This window comes from Treponema zioleckii, from assembly GCF_014737315.1.
Classification (GTDB): Bacteria; Spirochaetota; Spirochaetia; order Treponematales; family Treponemataceae; genus Treponema_D; species Treponema_D zioleckii.
Genome location: NZ_JPUF01000034.1, coordinates 1 through 19,938, shown reverse-complemented (window position 1 = coordinate 19,938; position 19,938 = coordinate 1). Strand labels below are relative to the sequence as shown.

The window sequence follows — 19,938 nt, the reverse complement described above, 5'->3', positions numbered from 1 at the left end:
CGTCTTTTTTGGTAGCGGACGCATTTTTTACGTTAACTTAAAAACTCGACATTCGCTCTATTATATCAAGACATTATCAGAAAAATCAGTTAGAATACCTTAAGATTAAATTAACGAGGTAACTATGAACTTGAATAAGAAAAAGTTGCTGATAGGCATTCTTGCTTTTCTTGTTGTCATTCTTATTGATTTTTTTGTAATTGGAATAATTTCGCATTCTTCCTTTACCGCTGCAGCTCGCGAGAAAATGAAACTCCACACGAGCATCCGCACCGTTGAATTTGAAGGCGCAATGAATGAACAGCTCACTCTTGTCCGTCAAATGGTAAAAACACCTTCTATCGTAAAATATCTCCTTGATCCTGATGACGAAACTGTAAAAGAAAATGCTTTTACGGATTTTAGAGCTTTTCAGGATTCGTTTTTGAGCAAAAGTGTTTACTGGACAAGTGACAAAAACAAGGAATTCTGGAGCGGAATGGAATTTTCGTATGTCGTAAATCCAGATAACCCGAGCGATTACTGGTACAACATGACGCTTTACGAAACAGAAGAATACAATTTTAACATCAATTACAACGAAACCTTAAATGCGACCATGTTGTGGGTAAACGCAGTTGTCCGTGTTGACGGAAAACCTGTCGGAATGGTAGGAACCGGAATTCCGTTGCAGGATTTTATCAACATGATGTATAACGGACTTGATGAAAACACGACGCTCTATCTTTTCAATGACAAAGATGAAATTACAGGTGCGGCAGATGCTTCAATCCTCAAGGACAAGCTTTCGATTCTTGATATCTATCCGAATTTCAAAGACAACGATTATAAGCCTCAAGTTCTTACGACACAGTCCCAGACTAATGGCGAATATCTTTTGGCACCGATTTCCCTTGTCCGCTGGCACATGGTGCTTTTTACGCCATTTACGCTTAATGAGAGAATTCATTTTTCAATCATTCCGCTTTTATGCAGCTTGGCGATTGTTCTTGTCGTAATACTTCTCGCTTTTGCAATCGTCGGAATTATAAGCCAACTTTCCGTGCTGAAAGTTGCAGTTTCTGATTTATCAAGCGGAAATGCGGATTTAACACGTCGTGTGAACGTAAAGGGACTAACATTTTTCAAAGTGTTTGCGGAGCTTGTTGAAGAGGAAAATAAGTTTATTCAGAAACTTCAGGGCATAATCGGAACGGTCAAAGGCGGAACCGTAAATCTGACGGCCGTTGGCGAAAACATGACGAATTCTGCAGAAAATACGGCGGAGGCAATCAGAGGAATCATCGAGAACATAAAAAACGTTCATACCGAAATCCACGAGCAGCTTTCAAGCGTACAGGGAGCAGCTGACACAGTTGGAGAAATTACCCAGAATATCGAAGCACTTGAAAGCATGATTCAGAGCCAGTCGGACGGAGTTTCTTCAGCTTCGGGTGCCGTTGAGGAAATGATTGCAAATATCAGAAGCGTAAACTCTTCTGTGGACACTATGGCAAACTCATTTTCGTCGCTTGAAAGTGAAGCAAAAAGCGGTCGTGAAAAACAGGATGCCGTAAACGAGAAAATTGCACAAATCGAACAGAAATCAATCATGCTTCAGGAAGCGAATGCGGCTATCTCGGCAATTGCGGAGCAGACGAACCTCCTTGCTATGAATGCGGCCATTGAGGCGGCGCACGCCGGCGAAGCTGGTAAGGGATTTGCGGTAGTCGCGGATGAAATCCGAAAACTTTCAGAAACTTCAAGTTCACAGTCTGCAACAATCGGTGAGCAGCTTTCGAGCATTCAGAATTCCATTGCGGAAGTCGTAGGAGCTTCGGAGGAATCAAGCAAGTCATTCGTTGCCGTTTCAAGCGAAATTGAAAGGACAAATCATCTTGTTCAGCAGATTAAGAGCGCAATGCAGGAACAGAACGAAGGTTCAAAGCAGGTTATTGAAACCTTAAGGACGATGAACGAAAGTACGGTGGAAGTTTCTTCCGCTGCAAAAAAGATGACTGAAAGCAGCCGTACAGTTCTGATGAGCATGGATTCTCTGCAAGAATCGAGCGGCACGATTAAATCCAGCATGGATAACATGGCCCTCGGCGCAGAACGCGTAAAAGGTTCCGGTGACGAACTTTCAGAAATTGCAGTAAAAATGAAAGAATCTATCGGCGAAATTGAAAACCAAATGACACAGTTCACGGTTTAACCAAATCAAAAACTTTGGGGCTGACGAACGAGCCCCTTTGGGCGGTGAGCGGGATTTAGCAGATGAAAAAAACGGGAACGAAAAAACTTCGTTCCCGCGAGGATACCTGCTTCCGCCACTTCCACTGTACTCTGGAAGATATTCCACAATGTCTATTGCACTAATGGTATACCATTAGTGCGCGCGAAGCGCGGGCGGACGGCTTTTCTCGCCCCGCAAGAAAAAAAATCTCCAAATTGTCATTCAGTACGCATTTTTTTATTTTCTTCTATATAATAGGTAGTCAGTTTTGTTAAGACTGTTGAGCGACTTTAAAAACTCTGCTAACTTGTAGCGTACAAAATGCAGGTGAATGAAGGAGATAATGGATTCGTATGATTGAAGACGTTCAGGACATTCAAGATATAGCAGTTACAGCAGGAGAAATTGTCCTTGAAAACGGCGGAGAAACTTACCGTGCGGAAGATACGGTGGTACACATCGCTACGGCGCTCGGCGCAAAAGATTCAAGTGCGTTCATCACGCCGACTGTCGTTATTTTCAGCTGCATGGACGACGGCGGCACACACCACACCGTCATGCGGAGAATCACCAGGCGCGGAACAAATATGCTCAAACTCTCGCAGATGAATGAACTTTCATACAGGCTCGTCAACCGCGGAACGACGTCGAATCCAGCCCAGGTCAGGACTCTCCTCCGAAGAATAATCGACGCGAAGGAATATTCGTATACTTTTCTCGTCCTGATGGGCGCGCTCAGTTCGGCATTTTTTACTTTTATGCTTGAAGGAAATATTTTTGATGCAATAGCTTCATTCATAATCGGTGCGCTCACCAGAGTGATTATGATTTTCTTCAATGACATTCTGAGCGGAAAGAACAGCTTTATCCTCTCGCTGATTTGCGGTGCATTCATCTCGTTTTCGTCCGAAGTTTCGGCATTTCTTCCGGCAGGAATTTCGCCTCCGCTCGTTCTTGGAGGAAGCATAATGCAGGTCGTTCCGGGACTTGCATTCGTTAACGGAGTCCGCGACGTAATTTCCGGCGACTTAGTTTCTGGCGGGGCACGCCTTCTTGAAGCACTTATGACGGCAATGGGACTTTCAATCGGGTCTGTAGCCGGAATGTATCTTGCGGGGGTACTGTGAATATTTCAGAAATCATAATCGCCTCTCTTTGGAGTAGCGGAGCCTGCATATTCTGCTCGCTCTACTTCAACACACGATACAGCCACGCATTCATAAGCGGAATACTCGGCCTGATGAGCTGCATTCTCTATCTCGTCATACGGGAATTCTTCGGAAGCGAGCCTCTCGGATTTTTCCTCGGAACAGTCGCCGTCGCCGTGGCAAGCGAAATCCTCGCCGTTTTCTTAAAGAATCCAGCAACAGTCTTTCTTCTTTCGGGACTTCTCCCCCTCGTACCCGGTGCCGGGCTTTTCTACACGTTCAGGGCTGCCGTTCAGAAAGACCTTCACGAAACGCTGCAAGCTGGCTACCAGACAATCATGGCAAGCGCGGCAATCGCACTCGGAGTTGCGGTCGTGTCGTCAATTTTCCGAATCGTGCAGACATTTTTGAGAAAAAAAAGAAAGCAGAAAGGCAATTCATAAGGAAAACCCTACAAATTTCCGCAATTTTCAATATAATGAAGGTAATGGAAACTCGTAATCTGCCGATTGGCATTCAGGATTTTGAAAAACTCAGAAAAAATGATTTTGTCTATGTGGACAAGACTAGGTTTGTATATAAACTGGCTCAGTCTAAATGTCCGTATTTTCTTTCACGCCCGCGCCGTTTTGGAAAAAGTCTTTTTCTTTCCACACTGGAAGCATATTTTCTTGGAAAAAAGGATTTGTTCAAGGGACTTGCGATTGAAAAACTTGAAGAGCAGAATGATGAGCCGTGGCAAGTTTATCCTGTGCTCAAATTCTCGCTTGCGGCAGGAAATTTTACAAAAGAAGATGGTCTCAGTGCCCGCCTTTTAAAGTGCCTCAAAGATTTTGAAGAAAAATATGCGATTCCAGATGATAACGAGGATTTGTCAGTTCGATTTGAGCAGGCTTTAAAGAATGCTTATGCAAAAACAGGAAAGCCTGTTGTAGTCCTTGTGGATGAATACGACAATCCACTTTTGAAGAACATCGGTGAAAATGAAGAGCAGGAAAAAGAAAACCGTGCGCTTTACAAGGGATTTTTTGCTGTTCTAAAAGACTGCGACGCTTATCTTCGTTTCGCATTTTTTACAGGCGTCACAAAATTCAGCAAAGTTAGTATTTTCAGCGATTTGAATCAGCTCAAAGACATCACTTTAGACTGGAATTATGATGCAATCTGCGGTATCACGCAAAAAGAGCTTGAAGAAAACTTTGTTCCCGAAATTGAATCAATGGCAGAGCGACACAGATTTTCGTCAGAGAAATGTCTTGGCGAACTCAAACGGATGTACGACGGCTATCATTTCTGCATGAACTGCCCGGACATTTACAATCCGTTCAGTCTGCTCAATGCGTTCTCTGAGAATAAATTTGGCTCTTATTGGTTCGGAACCGGAACGCCAACTTTCTTAATCAAAAAGCTTGATGAAATCAATTTTGATGCAAGGCGCTTTATTGACACTGTGAAGATTTCAGAATCAGAAATCAATGATTATCGCCCTGAAAATCCAGACCCGATTCCGCTTTTGTATCAGAGCGGTTATCTTACAATAAAAACTTGGAATGAACGTCAGCTTTCTTACAAACTGGGCTTTCCGAATGATGAAGTAAAATACGGTTTTTTGAATGCGCTCGCGCCAACATACCTTAAAGTACAGGATAAGCCGGCTCCGTTCAATATTGACATTCTTGATGATGCAGTGGAAGAAGGTGACACGGACGGAATGCGTGACTGGTTTAAGGCCTTGTTTGCCCTTCTTCCTTATCCGGCAGGCGGAGATTTGGATTCCGTAACGGAACAGAGCTTTCAGAATGTGATTTTTATTTCGCTCATCGTGCTCGGAAAATATTGCCGAACGGAAGTTCATTCATCAAAAGGGCGCGCAGATTGCGTCGTCGAAACAGAAGAATATGTTTATGTTTTTGAATTTAAGCGTGATGTAAGCGCCAAAGAAGCCTTGCAGCAGATTGATGAGCAAGGATACGCAGCCCCGTACTCCGCAGACAGCCGAAAACTTTTCAAAATAGGCGTGAATTTTTCTTCTGCGGAACGAAACATAACAGAATGGGAAGTTGTAAGCAGGTAAAAAATCAGGACGAAAAAATGCCGCTCCACAACAGCAGGGAAAGGTAACAAAGGTCAGCAGTCACGTCCAGGTGACTTATCTTTTGGCAAGCGAAGAAACTGTAAAGCGAGAGTTTTCTGTTTTTAATTCCATAAAAGACAACTTTCCAAAATACGTTGTTTCTATGGATGATTTTGATTTTTCCCAAAACGGAATAGTCCACAAAAACATAAAAGACTTTTTGCTTATGGAATTTTAGGATAATTGGAAGTGGAAGCATGAAAATGAAAAATGATTGGAATACTATGGCAAAAGCCTATGAAGAATTCAACAATACGGAGGATTCTTATAGTTTTAATATCGAATGGCCGTGCATAAAAGAATTGCTTCCGAACTTGAATGGAAAAAACGTCGTGGACTTGGGGTGCGGCACGGGAATCTTCACCTTCCTTTTGGAAAAAAGCTGCCCCGCAAAAATTGTGGGAATTGATTTCTCGGAAGAAATGCTTGAAATAGCAAAAGAAAAGGCAAAAGCAAATAAATCAAATGTAGAGTTTGTTTTGCACGATGCCGCAGCTTGCAAAGATGTGATAAAAGAGCCAGTGGACTTTATTTTTTCATCAACGACAAGTCACTATATCGAAAACCTTGCACAACTATTTGAGAATGTTTCGGCAAGCCTAAAATCTGGCGGCGAATGCATTTTTTCTATAATTCACCCTGTATATTCAGCAATGTATCCGATTGAACATACAGACGAAAGCTACCCGAGTGATGAAGAGTGGACTGTAAGGTATTTGGACAAGTCGATGAGAGCGTATATCCAACCGTGGCTTGAGTACAACGACAATTACGAAAATCATCTCAGCAAAAGTTATCACCATACCGTTTCGGATTATCTCAATGCAATCATCAGCGCAGGCTTATCCATTGAAAAAGTGTGCGAACCAATGCCACCGGAAGAATGGAAAAAAACAGAGTCATACCGCTATAAAAGTTTTGTCGAAACTCCGGTTTATATGATTATAAAAATGCGAAAAAATTAAAGGACAAATGAAGGAAGAATGACGAAGGACTTCTGTCAATCCGAATTTATTTCGGAATCCATGCTTCGACTTCGCTCAGCAAACACGGATACTAAAACAAGTTTGAGTATGACAAAAAATGGAGAATTGAAAGATGGAAAAAGAACTTATAAACATCGAAAGCGTAAACTTTACAGACGATTATATCAAAGACATAAAAGTAATTCTCCATTCTGCAAAATCGCAGAGTTACAAGGCTGTTAATTCTGTGATGATACAGGCGTATTGGCTTGTAGGCTTTAGAATCGTGGAGCAGGAGCAAAAAGGCGAAAAACGCGCAGGCTATGGCGAAAAAGTCATAGAAAATCTTTCAAAAGCACTGAACGCAGAACTTGGAAGCGGAATGTCCGTGGCTCATTTGTGGAATTGTAGGCAGTTTTATCTTACTTTCCGCGATTCAGAAATTCTCTCCACACTGTGTAGAGAATTGAGCTGGAGTCATATCCGCATGATTATGCGTCTTGACAGCGAAGCCGAGCGTAATTATTACATCAATGAAGCAAAGCAAGGTTCTTGGTCTGTGCGGGAGCTTGAGCGCAACATCAAAACGGATATGTTTCACAGGGTTTTGCAAAATCAGATTAAGCCTTTTGCTTCCAAAACACCAGCAAAAGCGGTTGAAACTCACATCAAAGACCCGTATATTCTTGAGTTCTTGGGGATAAAGCCAGAAATTTCTACTTCAGAAAAGGACATAGAAAACGCGATAATCAGCCACATGGAAAAGTTTTTGCTTGAGATGGGCAAGGGCTTTTCTTTTGTGGAGCGGCAAATGCACATAAAAACCGAAACGCAGGATTTTTATATTGATTTGGTGTTTTACAATTACATTTTGAAGTGCTTTGTTTTAGTTGACCTCAAAAAAGGAAGCCTGAAACATCAAGACATCGGGCAAATGGATATGTATGTGAGAATGTTTGATTCGCTCAAAAAGTGCGATGACGACAATCCCACAATCGGGATTATTTTCTGCGCCGACAAAGACGAAAGCATTGTGAAATATTCTGTTTTGAACGAGTCTGAGCAGATTTTTGCCAGCAAATACAAAACGGTTCTGCCGACAGAAGAGGAACTTAAGCTTGAATTGGACAGAAACCGCCGTTTTTTACAAGACAGAAAAGGAGGAAAGTAAAAATATGAAAAAAATCTATTTTTGCAGGCACGGGGAAACGTTCTGGAATGTGGAAAATAAAATCTGCGGTGCAACGGATATCGCTCTTACGCCAAAAGGACACGCACAGGCCGAAGAAACAGGTCGGCTTATAAAAGAAAGGCTCGAAAAGGGCGAAATTGTCATCGACGAGATTTTATATTCTCCGCTTTCCCGCGCTTATGACACAGCAAAGCACATTGCGGAGCTGACAGGGCTTCCGCTTCGCGCAGAGGAGAGGCTAAGAGAGCAGAACTTCGGAAAGTACGAAGGAACCGCCCGTAACGGCGAGATCTTCAAACTTGAGAAGCGCAATTTTGTTCAGTCCTATGAGGGCGGAGAATCAATGCTGCGTCTTTGTCAGCGTATCTACAATCTTTTAGATGAACTTTCACAGAATGATAAAACATATCTTCTTGTGGCGCACAACGGCATTGCCCGCGCGGTGAACTCTTATTTTTTTGATATGACGAACGAAAGTTACGGCGATTTTGGAATAAGAAACTGCGAGCTTTTGGAATACAAGTTTTGAAAATGCGGAGAATTAAAAAATGAAAATCAAAGTGAATGTAAAAAGCGTGGCTTCCCGACGTTCCGGAGTAAAAGCAATAGATTTTGAACTTCCAGAAGAAATTGAAGCACAAACCACAGTGGGTGAATTTTTGGATGCAGTTACGGCAATTTGCGTTTCGCAGTACAAAAAACGGCAGAACGAAAGCGAGATTTTAAAAGTGCTCACTTCCGAGCAAATTGAAGAAAAATCCCTGTCCGGCAAAATCGGCTTTGGCGTGAATTACGGAACCAAATCCCCGGTCTTAAAAAAAGCCCAAGAAAACTCACGGCAGTGCTATCTCGACGGAATTTTCGCGCTTTTTGTAGACGGCAAGGAAATCAGCGGACTAAAAGATTCTCTCCCGCTCGAAACGCCAATTGAACTCCACGAAGGAAGCGAAGTCACATTCATCCGCCTTACAATGCTCGCCGGAGCCATGTGGTAATAATCGGGATTTTTTCCCGAACACAAGTTCCGCTGATGTGCTATACTCTCTTCCATGCGTTTTTACCGCCAGCTTCACATTGAATACATCCTCATTTTTATTGCGGTGATGACATTTTCTTCCACGGCAGTTTTTAAGTCGCAGGCGATGAAGAAGTTTGACAGCCTTGACCAAAAGTTTATCGAGATTCAAAAATCAACACTTGATATTTCAGAGATTGAAAAAGATTGCATTCCTTACACTTATTTTGACAAAAATCTTGAAAAGGAATTCAAATCGCTTTCTTCTCAAAAAATGCCTGACGCAGACAGCACCTTTGCAATAGAAGTCTCTCAGTTTCAGAACGAAATTCATAAAAGTCAGCGAATGATTTCTTTTGGCTATGACAGTTTCTTATATTTTTCGGCGATTTTATTTTTGATTGCGCTCGGAGTCATTCTTACAAAAAAGATTTCCCAAAAGGCGGAATTCGAGCGGCGGGAAGCAATCAGCGAGGAGCAGAAGAATTTCAGCAGGAATCTTCACGACGGCGTGGCTCAGGATTTGGCGGCGATTAAAATCTACCACAAAACTGGCGACGATGACAAAGCGGCTTTTTACACCGACCGTGCTTTAAGCGAAGTCCGTTACCTGATTGACTCTTCGCGTCTTGAATTTGACGAGGATTTTGAATTTCTCATCAAAAAAATGCTTTCGGCTTTTGAAGCGAATCACGAAATCAAAACGACGGTAATAATCACTTCGGATTTTCTTGGAAAGCTCAAAAGTTCTTCGCAAGTGGAAATTCTTCACATTCTGCAGGAAGCCTTGAGCAACATCGCACGGCACGCGAACGCGAGCGAAGTAAAGTTACGAATCACCGATGTTGTGGACGAGATGCACATCGCAATCAGCGACAACGGCACAGGATTTTCCGAAGAAGCTGTTGAATCCCAAAAATCTGGCGAGCAATCAGCAAAACGCAAGCACTGGGGACTGAACAACATCCGCGAACGTGTGCAAAAACTGCATGGCACGGTGGAATTCATAAATGACGGAGGAACAACAGTTGCAATCTCAATTAAAAATCCTGTTTCTTGATGACCATGCGGGGCTTCGCGACGGAATCGGCTTTCTTCTCTCTCAGAAAAACGAAAATCTTTCCTTTTTATATGCGACAAACCGCGAGGAAGGCGAAAAAATCCTGCGCGAAAATTCCGAAATCTCGCTCGCAATAATCGATTTGAATCTTGAAGATGAAAACAAGGACGGACTTTCCGCATTAAAGTCTTTCCGAAAAATCCTCCCGGACTTAAAGACAATTATTTTTACGATGTACGCCGACCCGATTCACATTGAACATTCTTTGAAGGAAGGCGTTCAGGGCTACATCACAAAAAACGCTGAGATTGAAGAACTCGAAGGCGCGATTCTAACAGTTGCCAGCGGAAAAACCTGCTTCAACAGCGCGGCAAGCAAAATCATGCAGTCGATGCTCTCGCCAGAAAGCGTTCTGAACGAAAAATTCTCTTACATGGATTACAAGTCGCTCACAAAATCCGAGCAGGAAGTTTTCTCGCTTTTGGCACAGAAAAAAGAAACCGAAGAAATCGCAAAAATCCTTGGCAAAAAAGAAAAGACCGTCATAAATCAGCGTTCGATAATCTATCAGAAACTTAATATCCACGACCGTCTTGAATTGATTGAGTTCGCAAAAAATATCGGGGTGCTGTTTTGAAAAAGAAAATCTTTTTTTGTGCTATTTGCGTTTTGATTGCCACAATCGTAAACTTTTTCGGCTCGGTTCTGGCACGAAACATCACACTTCCATTTTATCTTGATTCCGTTCTCACACTTGCACTTACGGCCTTGTGCGGACTTTGGGCGGGAATTACGTGCGCGGTTCTTTCAAACGGCGCGCTCTGGATTTTTTATCACACTTCTCTTCCCTTCACGATTTGCCATGTTCTTACGGCGTTTTGTGCATACATTGTTTTTAGAAAGTATCAGATTCCAAATACAACTCGGAATAGCAGTTCCCAAAAACTCATGCTGAACTCGTTTCAGCATCTTTCAATCGATGCATTTTTATGGGCAGGACTTTGGAGCGCGATTACGAATGCAATTTCGGGCAATGTTCTGGTGAGTCTTTTGTTCGCGAGCGCGACCAGCCCGAACGTGGACTCCAGCGTGCAGGGAATTTTTGTCGTACTTCCAAACCTGACTTTCGCGACATATTACGCGGGCGTTCTCACCAACCTGACCGACAAAATCGTAAGTGCGGTGGTGAGTTTTGGAGCATACAAGCTGGGGAAAAAATACACACAGTATTTGTTCTAATCGACATTTACTGCAAGTTGCAGTTTTTTGCGATTAGAGCTACAATTTAATCGCAATTTACTGCAAGTTGCAGTTTTTTGCGATTAGAGGTGTATAATGACAGAAACTTTAGGCCGAGAAATCTATCTTAAAAAACTCATTAACCGAATGCACAACGGCGAGATAAAAATCATAACTGGCTCCAGACGATGCGGAAAATCCTGGCTCTTAAAGAAAGTCTTCAAGTCATATTTGCTTTCTCAGGGGGTAAAAGACGAAAATATCATCATCGTCTCACTCGACATTGAGGACGAAGATTCTGACGAAGATTTGTCCGACCACGACACGTTAAAAAAATACCTTTACTCGCAAATAAAATCCGAAAGCGAACAATACTACGTTTTCTTGGACGAGATTCAAGAAGTCCAGAATTTTGAAAAACTTGTGAACGGGTTGGCCGCAAAAGACAATGTTGATGTCTACATCACTGGCTCAAATTCAAAATTCCTCTCACAGGATATAAAGACTATTTTCCGAGGCCGCGGAGATGAAGTCCGAGTCTATCCGTTTTCTTTTTCGGAATTTTGCCAGAACAGAACGGAAAGCACAGCAGAACTTTGGAAAGAATACTACACTTACGGCGGAATGCCGCGTCTCAGAAATCTTAAGACTCCTGAGCAAAAAGCACGGTATTTGCAGCAACTTTGGAATAAAACTTACATCGATGATGTCGTTGAACGAAATCATATCCGCAACAAGACAGCACTTGAATCTATGGTTGACGCAATGTGTTCATCAGTTGGCTCGCTCGTAAATCCAACAAAAATCAAGAACACGCTTCAAACAATACAAAAAGTCAACATTGATAATGAAACCGTCGCAAATTATATTTCGTATCTTGAGAACTCTTTTTTATTTGAAGGAGCCAAAAGATACAATATACAAAGGAAAAAAATATTTCGACTCGATTCAAAAATATTATGCGGTTGATGTAGGCTTACGAAATGCAAGGCTGAATTTCCGCCAGCAGGAAATCACTCATATAATGGAAAATATCATCTTCAACGAGCTGCGTTCCCGAGATTACCTTGTTGATGTGGGACTCGTCGAAAGCCGTGAAATGCAGAACGGAAAACAGCTGTACATTCAGAGAGAAGTTGATTTTATCGCAACAAATGGACTTGAAAAATATTACATTCAGTCAGCCTATTCTTTAGATTCTGAAGAAAAACGTGACCAAGAACTTGCCTCGCTACTAAAAATCGATGACTCATTCAAAAAAATTGTAATTGTCGGAAATGATATTGAAAAATACACGGACGAGCACGGAATTACCTTTATGGGCTTGTTCGAGTTTTTGAAACTACGTTCACTTGATTAACACCAATTTTGCCAAAATGTAGCTGCGTCATGCTGAACTCTAGTTTCAGCATGACAGTTATTCAATACATTAGCGAATATTTTTTAATTCATTCTCGTTCCATTCAACAGGAACATTTATTGTAAGTGACTGAGCTTTCTTTCCGTTTCCACGCTCCACCGCAAACGAAAGCGTTGCGCCAGCCGGGATTTTTGCAAGTTCATTCCATTTTACTTCAAACTCACTGCCTGAACCGTCAACGATGGCAATTTTTTTTATCACATCATTTTTTTTGAGACCTGACTTTTCGAAGGCACTGTTTTTTTCCGTGAACTTAGAAATCTTTACCACACCTTTTTTTTCTGCAAATTCAACTGCCGAAACATTTGTGTGAAGTTTTCCGTTTTTAAAAGCGTCCAAATACTTTGTTTGTTTTTCCTGCTCTGCAAATGCACTTGCTTCCTCGGCAGTGGCATCTCGGTAAACGTATGAGCCGTCAAAGACGATTTCATAACGCGTATTATAAATTTCTTTTACAAACTTATTAAATTCATCTTTTGATAGTTCTCTAGACTTTCCATCAGAATCCTTGAATGTAAAAATTTTGTAAAGACTATTGTATGACGCATTCGGTAGCGGAACGGTTATTCTATAGCCACTTCCATTTTTTTTCGATTTTTGAATTTTTCAAAGCCGAATCCATATACGCCTTAAAAAAATCTTTTTCCTTTTGCACGGCCGAATTCTTCTCCTCAGTAGTTGCTTTACGGTAAAGATACGAACCGCCACGAGCGATTTCATAATGCGTATTGTAGATTTCTTTTACGAACTGATGAAATTCATCTTCCGTTATTTTTATGGATTTTCCTTCCGAATCTTTGAATGAAAAAACTCTGTCAGCCATGTCGTATAGCTCGCCCGAAAGAGAAAATTTTATTCGATAATCGTCTCCATTTTTCTCGATTTTTGCATTTTTCAATGCAGAATCCATGTATGACTTAAAAATATCTTTTTTCTTCTTTAATAGTGCGGCAGCTTCTTCTGCTTGTTTTTTCTCAGCTTCAAGTTTTGCTTGCAACAAAGCCGCCTGTTCAGCCTCTAGTTTTTTTTCATAAGCAGATTTTTCTTCGGCTGTCGCCTCTCGGCAAAGGTAGTTCTTTCCTTTTTCGCTTGTCACACTGAATGATTTTCCAGTCTTTTCATTGAATCGTGCGAGAAAATCTTTTCGACCAATCGTTATTTCCTCATCGCCAGAATCTTTCAGAACAAATTTATCCTCGCCATAACGCCCTGCGTACTTGAAGGCACCGTCTGGAAGAGGAAGCATAAAAACAACGTCCTTTCCGTCCTTAAAAATGGTTCCCTCCTGTTTTAGAAGAGAATCCATAAATGCAGGAAGATAAATCGCGTAATCTACATCACGAAGAAGACCTTGCCATTTTTCTTTAAGCCAATACAAATCCAGACCGTTAAAACCGGCTTCCGGTCCTTTATCGATTTTTTCCAAAAATTCTTTTGCAGTTTTTTTTGCCTTCTCAAAATTCTTTGCCGAAAGTTCCTTGTTGTACGAATCAAGAACAGGTTTTTCATTGGCGGCTAAAAATCTTTCTCGCCAAGAAGCGGAGTCAAAATCATCTCTCCTAGACGAATGTTTTGAATACCTGTCCTTAGTGCACTGAATTGCCGCTGCGTAATCGCCTTTCGAAAACAAAGATTCATATTTTTTTACATAGGCATTATCAAATTTTGCATTCCATTCAGAATCATTGAATTTTTCAGCAATCTGAATCGCCTTGTCCCAATCACCAGCCTTAAAAGCCTTGTCGTATTCGATTGACTGTTCTGCTGATTCAACCTTATGCGAATTCCTTACTTTTACGGATTTTAGTTGTTTCTGCAAAGCAAGCGAAGATGAAATTTTTTCGCCTGCAAAAAAATCCGCAAGGGTATATTCTTTGGAAGTGTTATCAGCAACATACAACGGGTCAAAATCTTTTGGAATCACGATTTTTTCAAGATTGTCGCAAGATGAAAAATTTCTGAATTTCTTGTAGTCTTCGTCACCCAAAGAGTTTTCATAAAAATACACGCGTCCGCCAGAAATTGTAAGCGTCTTGATTTTGCTTCCCGAAAAGGCACTGCCGCTATGAAAATAAGAATTGTCATCTTCATTTCTTTTGCCAATCGCACAGTTTTTAGGAATAACGACGGATTCAACGTCGCTTCCGGAAAAAGCCCCTGCCATTATAACTTTGACGGAAGACGGAATATTGATTGTTTTTGCCTCACATCCTTTGAACGTATCCTGTTCAATAACTTCAAGACCTGAAGGCAACCTTATGGAATCAAAACGACTCCACGTAAAGGCACCCGCACCGATTTTCTTTACGCTGTCAGGAATCCAGATTCCGCTAATATCATACCCTGTGCTGGCAAAAGCACTCTCCCCAATGGCAGTGACCAGAACGCCCTGAATTTTTGCAGGAATCTCTACGACTTTTCCCTCGAACTTTTTATTACTCTCAAAGCCAGTAATCGTAAGTTCCGTAAAGTCGTCATTCGCCGAGAACTTCAAATTTGACTCTGGAATAATCACACGCCCAGCTTGCCAGTTTCTTTGATTGCGGATTTTTTGTTGCCATCTTGATACAAGGTAACTTTTCCCTTTTTAGCGATTTCATAAGTAAACCAAAAGCCTTCATCTCCAAAGACAACAACCATCTTTGCATCAGTATCAACTGCATAGGCAAGATTTTCGCCACCTGCTTCAATAACGTGGTCTTCTTTAAAAGTTAAAGTATCGCTTCCGCCACCAAATGTTTTTCCAATGATGAATGATACGTCAACATCTTTTATTTTTGATTCATTGTAATACACGGTAACTCCGTCAACAGCTTTAATCCACCAGCCAGAATTACTGTATACCCATTTTTTGCTGCCCATAACTTCTTTTTCAAAAGTTATTTCCTTTTTTGCTTCGTCCACGGTATATTTTACAGTTTCTTTAGAGCCCCAGCTTGTAACGACAGCTGAACCTGACTTAAAATTGATAGATTCATCATCACTCTGATTCAATGCGTCAAATTTTCCGCTAAGACTTTGAGCGGACAAACCTACACTTGCAAATACAAACAATACCCCAAGGATTGCAAACATTTTTTTTGTTTTCATAACAAAAACTCCTTATGAATAATTTTTCTGCATTTTAGAGTTTTGATTTTTACTTGTCATGAGTATTTTTCCCGAGAACGAAAGGGATTTTTTCCCGAAAAAAATTCTTATAAAAGCAAATTAAGAATTGATTTTTCGACTAATCTGAAGTTATACTCCAAATTAGTCGAAATAATACGAGGAAAGTTTTTTATGTATATCAACCGTCATATTCTGACCTTTTTGAATAGAATGAAAAACCAATTCAGGGTTCTCTTAATTACCGGTTCCCGCCAGGTTGGAAAATCCACTTTGCTCAAAGAAAAATTCCTTCCTGAATATGAATATGTAACTCTTGATGATTTTACGGAACTTGCTCTTGCGCAAAAGGACCCTGCATTATTTTTCAAAAATCATCAACTTCCTGTTATTGTTGATGAAGTTCAGCGTACACCTGATTTATTTCTTCAGATTAAACTTCTTGCAGATAATTCGAAAGAAAAAGGACAGATTATTCTTACAGGCTCGCAAAGTTATAAACTTTTGGGCAAGGCAGCAGATTCACTAGCAGGTCGAGTTTGTATTATAAATATGTCGTCTCTTTCTCTTCGTGAAAAGTTTGAAATAGATTTTAATCATGAATTCTTACCGACATCGGATTACAGTGAGGCTCGAAAGAAGTCTGTAAAGCCATACAAAAATTTGTGGTTCCACATCTGGCGGGGAAGTATGCCAGAACTTTCGGACGAATCAATTGAGTGGGAACCTTTTTACCGTTCATACATTCGCACTTATCTTGACCGCGATGTTGCAGATTTGATAAATGCAAAGAATCTTGTTAAGTTTCATAACTTTATGCAATGTATCGCGGCACGAGTTGGAGAATTGTTCAATGCAGATTCTTTAGCCCGTGATGTCGGCGTTACAAGCAAAACAATTGCCGAATGGACAAGCATCCTTGAATCCTCTGGTGTAATCAAATTGCTTCATCCTTACGAAAAGAATGTTTCAAACAGAGCCGTAAAAACTCCAAAGATATATTTTATGGACACAGGTTTAGTTTGCTATCTTGTAGGCTGGTCTTCAGCACAGGTTACAATGAACGGTGCAATGTCCGGTGGACTTTTTGAAAACTTTGTGATAAGCGAAGTGATAAAATCTTATTACAATGCCGGGCACGAAACCGAAAACATTTATTTTTACCGAGACAAAGATAAAAGAGAAATAGATTTGATTATTGAAAAAGATAATGTTCTATATCCAATAGAAATAAAAAAATCTGCTCTTCCAACGATTGATATGGCAAAACATTTTTCAGCTTTGTCAAAAATTACTGGAAAAACCGTTGGTCAGGGCTGCATTCTCTGCCAGTGCGACAAAGCCTTATATTTGAGCGAAAATGTAATTTCTTTGCCGATTGAATACATTTAAGCAAGATTTTTCGAATCTTTTCCTAAAAAAAATCAACAAAAAAAAGCCGCCCGAAAAAATCCGAGCGGCTTCGTTAAAAATTAACTGTCATGCTGAATTCATTTCAGCATCTCTCTACTTGAGTTAAAGAGATTCCTAGAAATCAACTTCTGTGTCGTAGTAGCAGCACTTGAGAAGTTTTTCCATTTCTTCCTGAGTTGGCTGGCGTGGGTTTGAGCCAGTACAAGCGTCGGCGATTGCGTTCTTTGCGATTTCTGGCAAACGTTTGAGGAAGATGTCTTCCGGAACAAAACCTTTTTCGCAAGGATAGCTGTCGGCTCCGTAAGTTCCGATTGAGTGAGGAATCTTAAGGTCGTCGTTCATGCCGCGAAGATATTTGATGAGATTAGCGATTTTTTCTTTTTCTGTTGAACCGCCCAATCCCATAAAGTCAGCGATAACGGCATAGCGTTTTGCAGCTGTTGGGTCTTTTGCGTTAAAAGCGATGACTTTCGGAAGATACATTGCGTTTGCAGCACCGTGAATAATGTGAGCGTGCAATCCGCCAACGTCCTCAAATGCGGCACCTGTTTTGTGAGCCATTGAGTGAACGATTCCGAGCAAAGCGTTTGAGAATGCCATACCAGCCAGACACTGAGCGTCGTGCATTCTGTCGCGGGCAGCCATGTCGCCGTTGTATGATTTGACCAGATCAGCCTGAATCATTTTGATTGCGTGCAAAGCGAGCGGGTCTGTGTAGTTGCAGTTTGCAGTTGAAACATAAGCTTCGATTGCGTGAGTGATTGCGTCCATACCAGTGTGAGCAACGAGTTTCTGAGGCATTGTTTCTGCCAATTCTGGGTCAACGATTGCAACATCTGGAGTGATTTCAAAGTCAGCGATTGGATATTTGATTCCCTTGTCGTAGTCAGTGATGATTGAGAATGCAGTAACTTCAGTAGCAGTGCCGGAAGTTGAAGAAACAGCACAGAAATGAGCCTTTTTGCGAAGCTCTGGAATGCCGAATACTTTGCACATATCCTCAAAAGTGCTGTTCGGGTACTCGTATTTAATCCACATAGCCTTTGCAGCATCGATTGGAGAACCGCCGCCAATGGCAACAATCCAGTCTGGCTGGAATTCAAGCATTTTTTTTGCACCGTTCATAACGGTCGTTACAGATGGGTCTGGCTCGATTCCGTCGATAATCATAACTTCCATGCCAGCTTCTTTAAGATACTTTTCGGCACGGTCAAGGAATCCGAAACGTTTCATTGAGCCGCCACCAACGCAGATAACAGCTTTTTTACCTTTAAGTGATTTTAGAGCTTCAAGAGCTCCCTTTCCGTGATACAAGTCACGTGGTAGAGTAAATCTTTGCAAAATAGTCCCCCTTTTTTTTAATTTACTGTCTTTAAATAGGATAAGCCCGATTTTTTTAGATTGCAAATTTTTATTTTCAAGGATGCTGAATCAAGTTCAGCATGACAACGCCATGAAGAGAATGAAAAATTCTTTCGTGCTTACCACAGCCTTCACCAATTTTTCAGTCTTAAAATAGTATAAAAACGACTTTTTTATCAGTTAAAAGGCTTGCAAAAATACTTTTTTTTTGTAGAGTAATCGTCCATTTTATTTGGAGGATTTATAAAAAATCATGAAAAAATTAATCACAATTGCAGCAGCACTCGCACTCACATTCGGAGCAGCTTCTGCACAGGAATCAGAGACATCAATCTCTACAGCAGGAATTTTCGGAAACGATGTTGATGACTTTATGGACGTAAACAGCTGGTCAAACGTTAACCCAGAGAACATGTTCGGTTACGTTGGAGTTGGAACTGCAACTTACGGCAGACCTGCTTACGAACTCGGATTCGCAAAGAATTTCGGAGGAATCTACTGGGGTTCATTCTTCGGCGGAGACTTCGGAAACTACACAAAAACTTCAACTGGTAACACAGACTCAAGCGTATCAGCTACAACCGATAGCACAAACTGGGAATTCGATAACATCATCGGATTTGACAACATGGGTTTCAAACTCAGTTTCAGCTATTATGATAACAACTCTTCAAAAACCGACGATGACAATTTTACAGACTACTCAAGCTGGTATGTTGCAGGTCAGTTCGGAATCAATCTCGGAAACCTCACACCTCATGTAGGAATTTCTTACAGGAACAACTCAAACTTTGTAGCATACACAAAAGTCAACGGAACAGAAAATGACCCACGCATGGCAAGACTTAACTTCTTTGGCGGCCTCGGAATTGAACTTTCTGGCGAGCCTGTAGAGCAGAAACTCGACCTTGACCTTGGTGTTCCAGTTTACATCAAAGGTGACGATGCAGCCGAAGACGGATACGTTGGTCTCGAATTTGAACCATATTATACAGTAAAATACAAGGCTTCTGACGCACTTTCTTTAGGAGCAAAACTCGGTCTCCCATTCGAATTCGGATTTGGCGACACTTTCACATTCGAACTCAATCCTTCAGTTGATGCAGGACTTTCTTACAAAGTTACCGAAAAGCTCACTCTCAACAGCGGAATCAAATTTAAAATCGTAGGATTCAGCTACGCATCTAACAGCGATGCAGACACTTCTACATTCACAGCTAACGGAGATGACGGCTACGTAACTTTCAAAAGCGGATTCAACTATGCTTTGAACGAGAAAGTTAGCCTCGACTTCAACTGGGACGTTCTTTCTGGAATCTTCGGAAGTGACTTCAACTCAGACTTTGACACAGGAAGCTCTTCAGACGCTTTCTGGGGCAACATGAATACAATCTTCAAGAACCAGTTTGGCTTTATCGTAGTAATGAAGTTCTAAAAACAGTTTTTACTGTATGAATTGCACCCCGAACTAAGTGCCCTAAACTTGGTTCGGGGGCTTTTTTTTGCATTCTATATCCCACTCTGTGAAAAATTTCACAATAAACCACATCAAATTTCAGAATTTTTACCCTCTTCGTTGACCTTGCCTTTTTTATCAGCTAGAATGAATTCATAAACATTGTGAAATATTTCACAATAAAAGAACAAAAATCAGTACAAAGGGGCAT

The 19,938-nt window shown here is 41.2% G+C and carries 20 protein-coding genes; 16 read left to right on the top strand and 4 right to left on the bottom strand.

Annotated features, from left to right (window positions below; translation table 11 throughout):
* Positions 1-124: 124 nt before the first annotated feature.
* The 14 genes from JI65_RS10035 to JI65_RS17115 all read left to right on the top strand — a co-directional run bounded on the left by JI65_RS10035 (position 125) and on the right by JI65_RS17115 (position 12,328).
* On the top strand, positions 125-2,194 hold the full coding sequence (locus JI65_RS10035) for a methyl-accepting chemotaxis protein (protein ID WP_191015952.1): 2,070 nt from the start codon (positions 125-127) through the stop codon (positions 2,192-2,194).
* 374 nt (positions 2,195-2,568) lie between these two features.
* Positions 2,569-3,342, top strand: coding sequence for a threonine/serine exporter family protein (locus JI65_RS10030; RefSeq protein ID WP_191015951.1), 774 nt, complete (start codon positions 2,569-2,571; stop codon positions 3,340-3,342).
* Positions 3,339-3,806 carry a threonine/serine exporter family protein gene (locus JI65_RS10025; RefSeq protein WP_191015950.1) on the top strand — a complete coding sequence of 156 codons (468 nt, stop codon included), beginning with the start codon at positions 3,339-3,341 and terminating at the stop codon, positions 3,804-3,806. The genes JI65_RS10030 and JI65_RS10025 overlap by 4 nt, the downstream gene beginning before the upstream one ends.
* A 44-nt stretch (positions 3,807-3,850) precedes the next feature.
* Positions 3,851-5,437 (top strand): ATP-binding protein, encoded by a 1,587-nt coding sequence (locus JI65_RS10020; RefSeq protein WP_191015949.1) that lies wholly within the window; start codon positions 3,851-3,853, stop codon positions 5,435-5,437.
* An 82-nt stretch (positions 5,438-5,519) separates the two neighbouring features.
* On the top strand, positions 5,520-5,675 hold the full coding sequence (locus JI65_RS10015; protein WP_197971937.1) for a hypothetical protein: 156 nt from the start codon (positions 5,520-5,522) through the stop codon (positions 5,673-5,675).
* Between the two features lie 25 nt (positions 5,676-5,700).
* On the top strand, positions 5,701-6,462 hold the full coding sequence (locus tag JI65_RS10010; protein WP_191015948.1) for a class I SAM-dependent methyltransferase: 762 nt from the start codon (positions 5,701-5,703) through the stop codon (positions 6,460-6,462).
* A 133-nt stretch (positions 6,463-6,595) separates the two neighbouring features.
* Positions 6,596-7,633, top strand: coding sequence for a PDDEXK nuclease domain-containing protein (locus JI65_RS10005; protein ID WP_191015947.1), 1,038 nt, complete (start codon positions 6,596-6,598; stop codon positions 7,631-7,633).
* 4 nt (positions 7,634-7,637) lie between these two features.
* Entirely contained in the window at positions 7,638-8,183 is a 546-nt protein-coding gene (locus JI65_RS10000; RefSeq protein WP_191015944.1) for a histidine phosphatase family protein, read from the top strand.
* Positions 8,184-8,202: 19 nt separating this feature from the next.
* On the top strand, positions 8,203-8,649 hold the full coding sequence (locus JI65_RS09995; protein ID WP_191015942.1) for a hypothetical protein: 447 nt from the start codon (positions 8,203-8,205) through the stop codon (positions 8,647-8,649).
* Positions 8,650-8,703: 54 nt separating this feature from the next.
* Positions 8,704-9,729, top strand: coding sequence for a sensor histidine kinase (locus tag JI65_RS09990; RefSeq protein WP_191015939.1), 1,026 nt, complete (start codon positions 8,704-8,706; stop codon positions 9,727-9,729).
* Positions 9,698-10,366 (top strand): response regulator transcription factor, encoded by a 669-nt coding sequence (locus tag JI65_RS09985; RefSeq protein WP_191015936.1) that lies wholly within the window; start codon positions 9,698-9,700, stop codon positions 10,364-10,366. Before JI65_RS09990 ends, JI65_RS09985 begins: the two co-directional genes overlap by 32 nt.
* Positions 10,363-10,968, top strand: coding sequence for a hypothetical protein (locus JI65_RS09980; protein ID WP_191015934.1), 606 nt, complete (start codon positions 10,363-10,365; stop codon positions 10,966-10,968). The genes JI65_RS09985 and JI65_RS09980 overlap by 4 nt, the downstream gene beginning before the upstream one ends.
* A gap of 96 nt (positions 10,969-11,064) precedes the next feature.
* Entirely contained in the window at positions 11,065-11,937 is an 873-nt protein-coding gene (locus JI65_RS09975) for an ATP-binding protein (protein ID WP_197971936.1), read from the top strand.
* Positions 11,938-11,992: 55 nt separating this feature from the next.
* Entirely contained in the window at positions 11,993-12,328 is a 336-nt protein-coding gene (locus tag JI65_RS17115) for an ATP-binding protein (protein WP_340138441.1), read from the top strand.
* Positions 12,329-12,397: 69 nt separating this feature from the next.
* Here JI65_RS17115 and JI65_RS09970 read toward each other — a convergent pair whose 3' ends face one another.
* The 3 genes from JI65_RS09970 to JI65_RS09960 all read right to left on the bottom strand — a co-directional run bounded on the left by JI65_RS09970 (position 12,398) and on the right by JI65_RS09960 (position 15,478).
* Positions 12,398-12,727 carry a S41 family peptidase gene (locus JI65_RS09970; protein WP_191015932.1) on the bottom strand — a complete coding sequence of 110 codons (330 nt, stop codon included), beginning with the start codon at positions 12,725-12,727 and terminating at the stop codon, positions 12,398-12,400.
* A gap of 229 nt (positions 12,728-12,956) precedes the next feature.
* Positions 12,957-14,903 carry a leucine-rich repeat protein gene (locus JI65_RS09965; RefSeq protein WP_191015930.1) on the bottom strand — a complete coding sequence of 649 codons (1,947 nt, stop codon included), beginning with the start codon at positions 14,901-14,903 and terminating at the stop codon, positions 12,957-12,959.
* Complete coding sequence (locus JI65_RS09960) at positions 14,900-15,478, bottom strand: hypothetical protein (protein ID WP_191015928.1); 579 nt, start codon at positions 15,476-15,478, stop codon at positions 14,900-14,902. Before JI65_RS09960 ends, JI65_RS09965 begins: the two co-directional genes overlap by 4 nt.
* A gap of 192 nt (positions 15,479-15,670) precedes the next feature.
* Here JI65_RS09960 and JI65_RS09955 point away from each other — a divergent pair, with 192 nt between their 5' ends.
* Positions 15,671-16,888 carry an ATP-binding protein gene (locus JI65_RS09955; protein ID WP_191015925.1) on the top strand — a complete coding sequence of 406 codons (1,218 nt, stop codon included), beginning with the start codon at positions 15,671-15,673 and terminating at the stop codon, positions 16,886-16,888.
* Positions 16,889-17,023: 135 nt separating this feature from the next.
* Here the strand turns inward: JI65_RS09955 and JI65_RS09950 are convergent, their stop codons facing one another.
* On the bottom strand, positions 17,024-18,250 hold the full coding sequence (locus JI65_RS09950) for an iron-containing alcohol dehydrogenase (protein WP_191015922.1): 1,227 nt from the start codon (positions 18,248-18,250) through the stop codon (positions 17,024-17,026).
* Between the two features lie 274 nt (positions 18,251-18,524).
* Here JI65_RS09950 and JI65_RS09945 point away from each other — a divergent pair, with 274 nt between their 5' ends.
* Positions 18,525-19,706: a TDE2508 family outer membrane beta-barrel protein gene (locus tag JI65_RS09945; protein ID WP_191015919.1), complete on the top strand. Its 1,182-nt coding sequence runs from the start codon at positions 18,525-18,527 to the stop codon at positions 19,704-19,706.
* Positions 19,707-19,938: the final 232 nt, after the last annotated feature.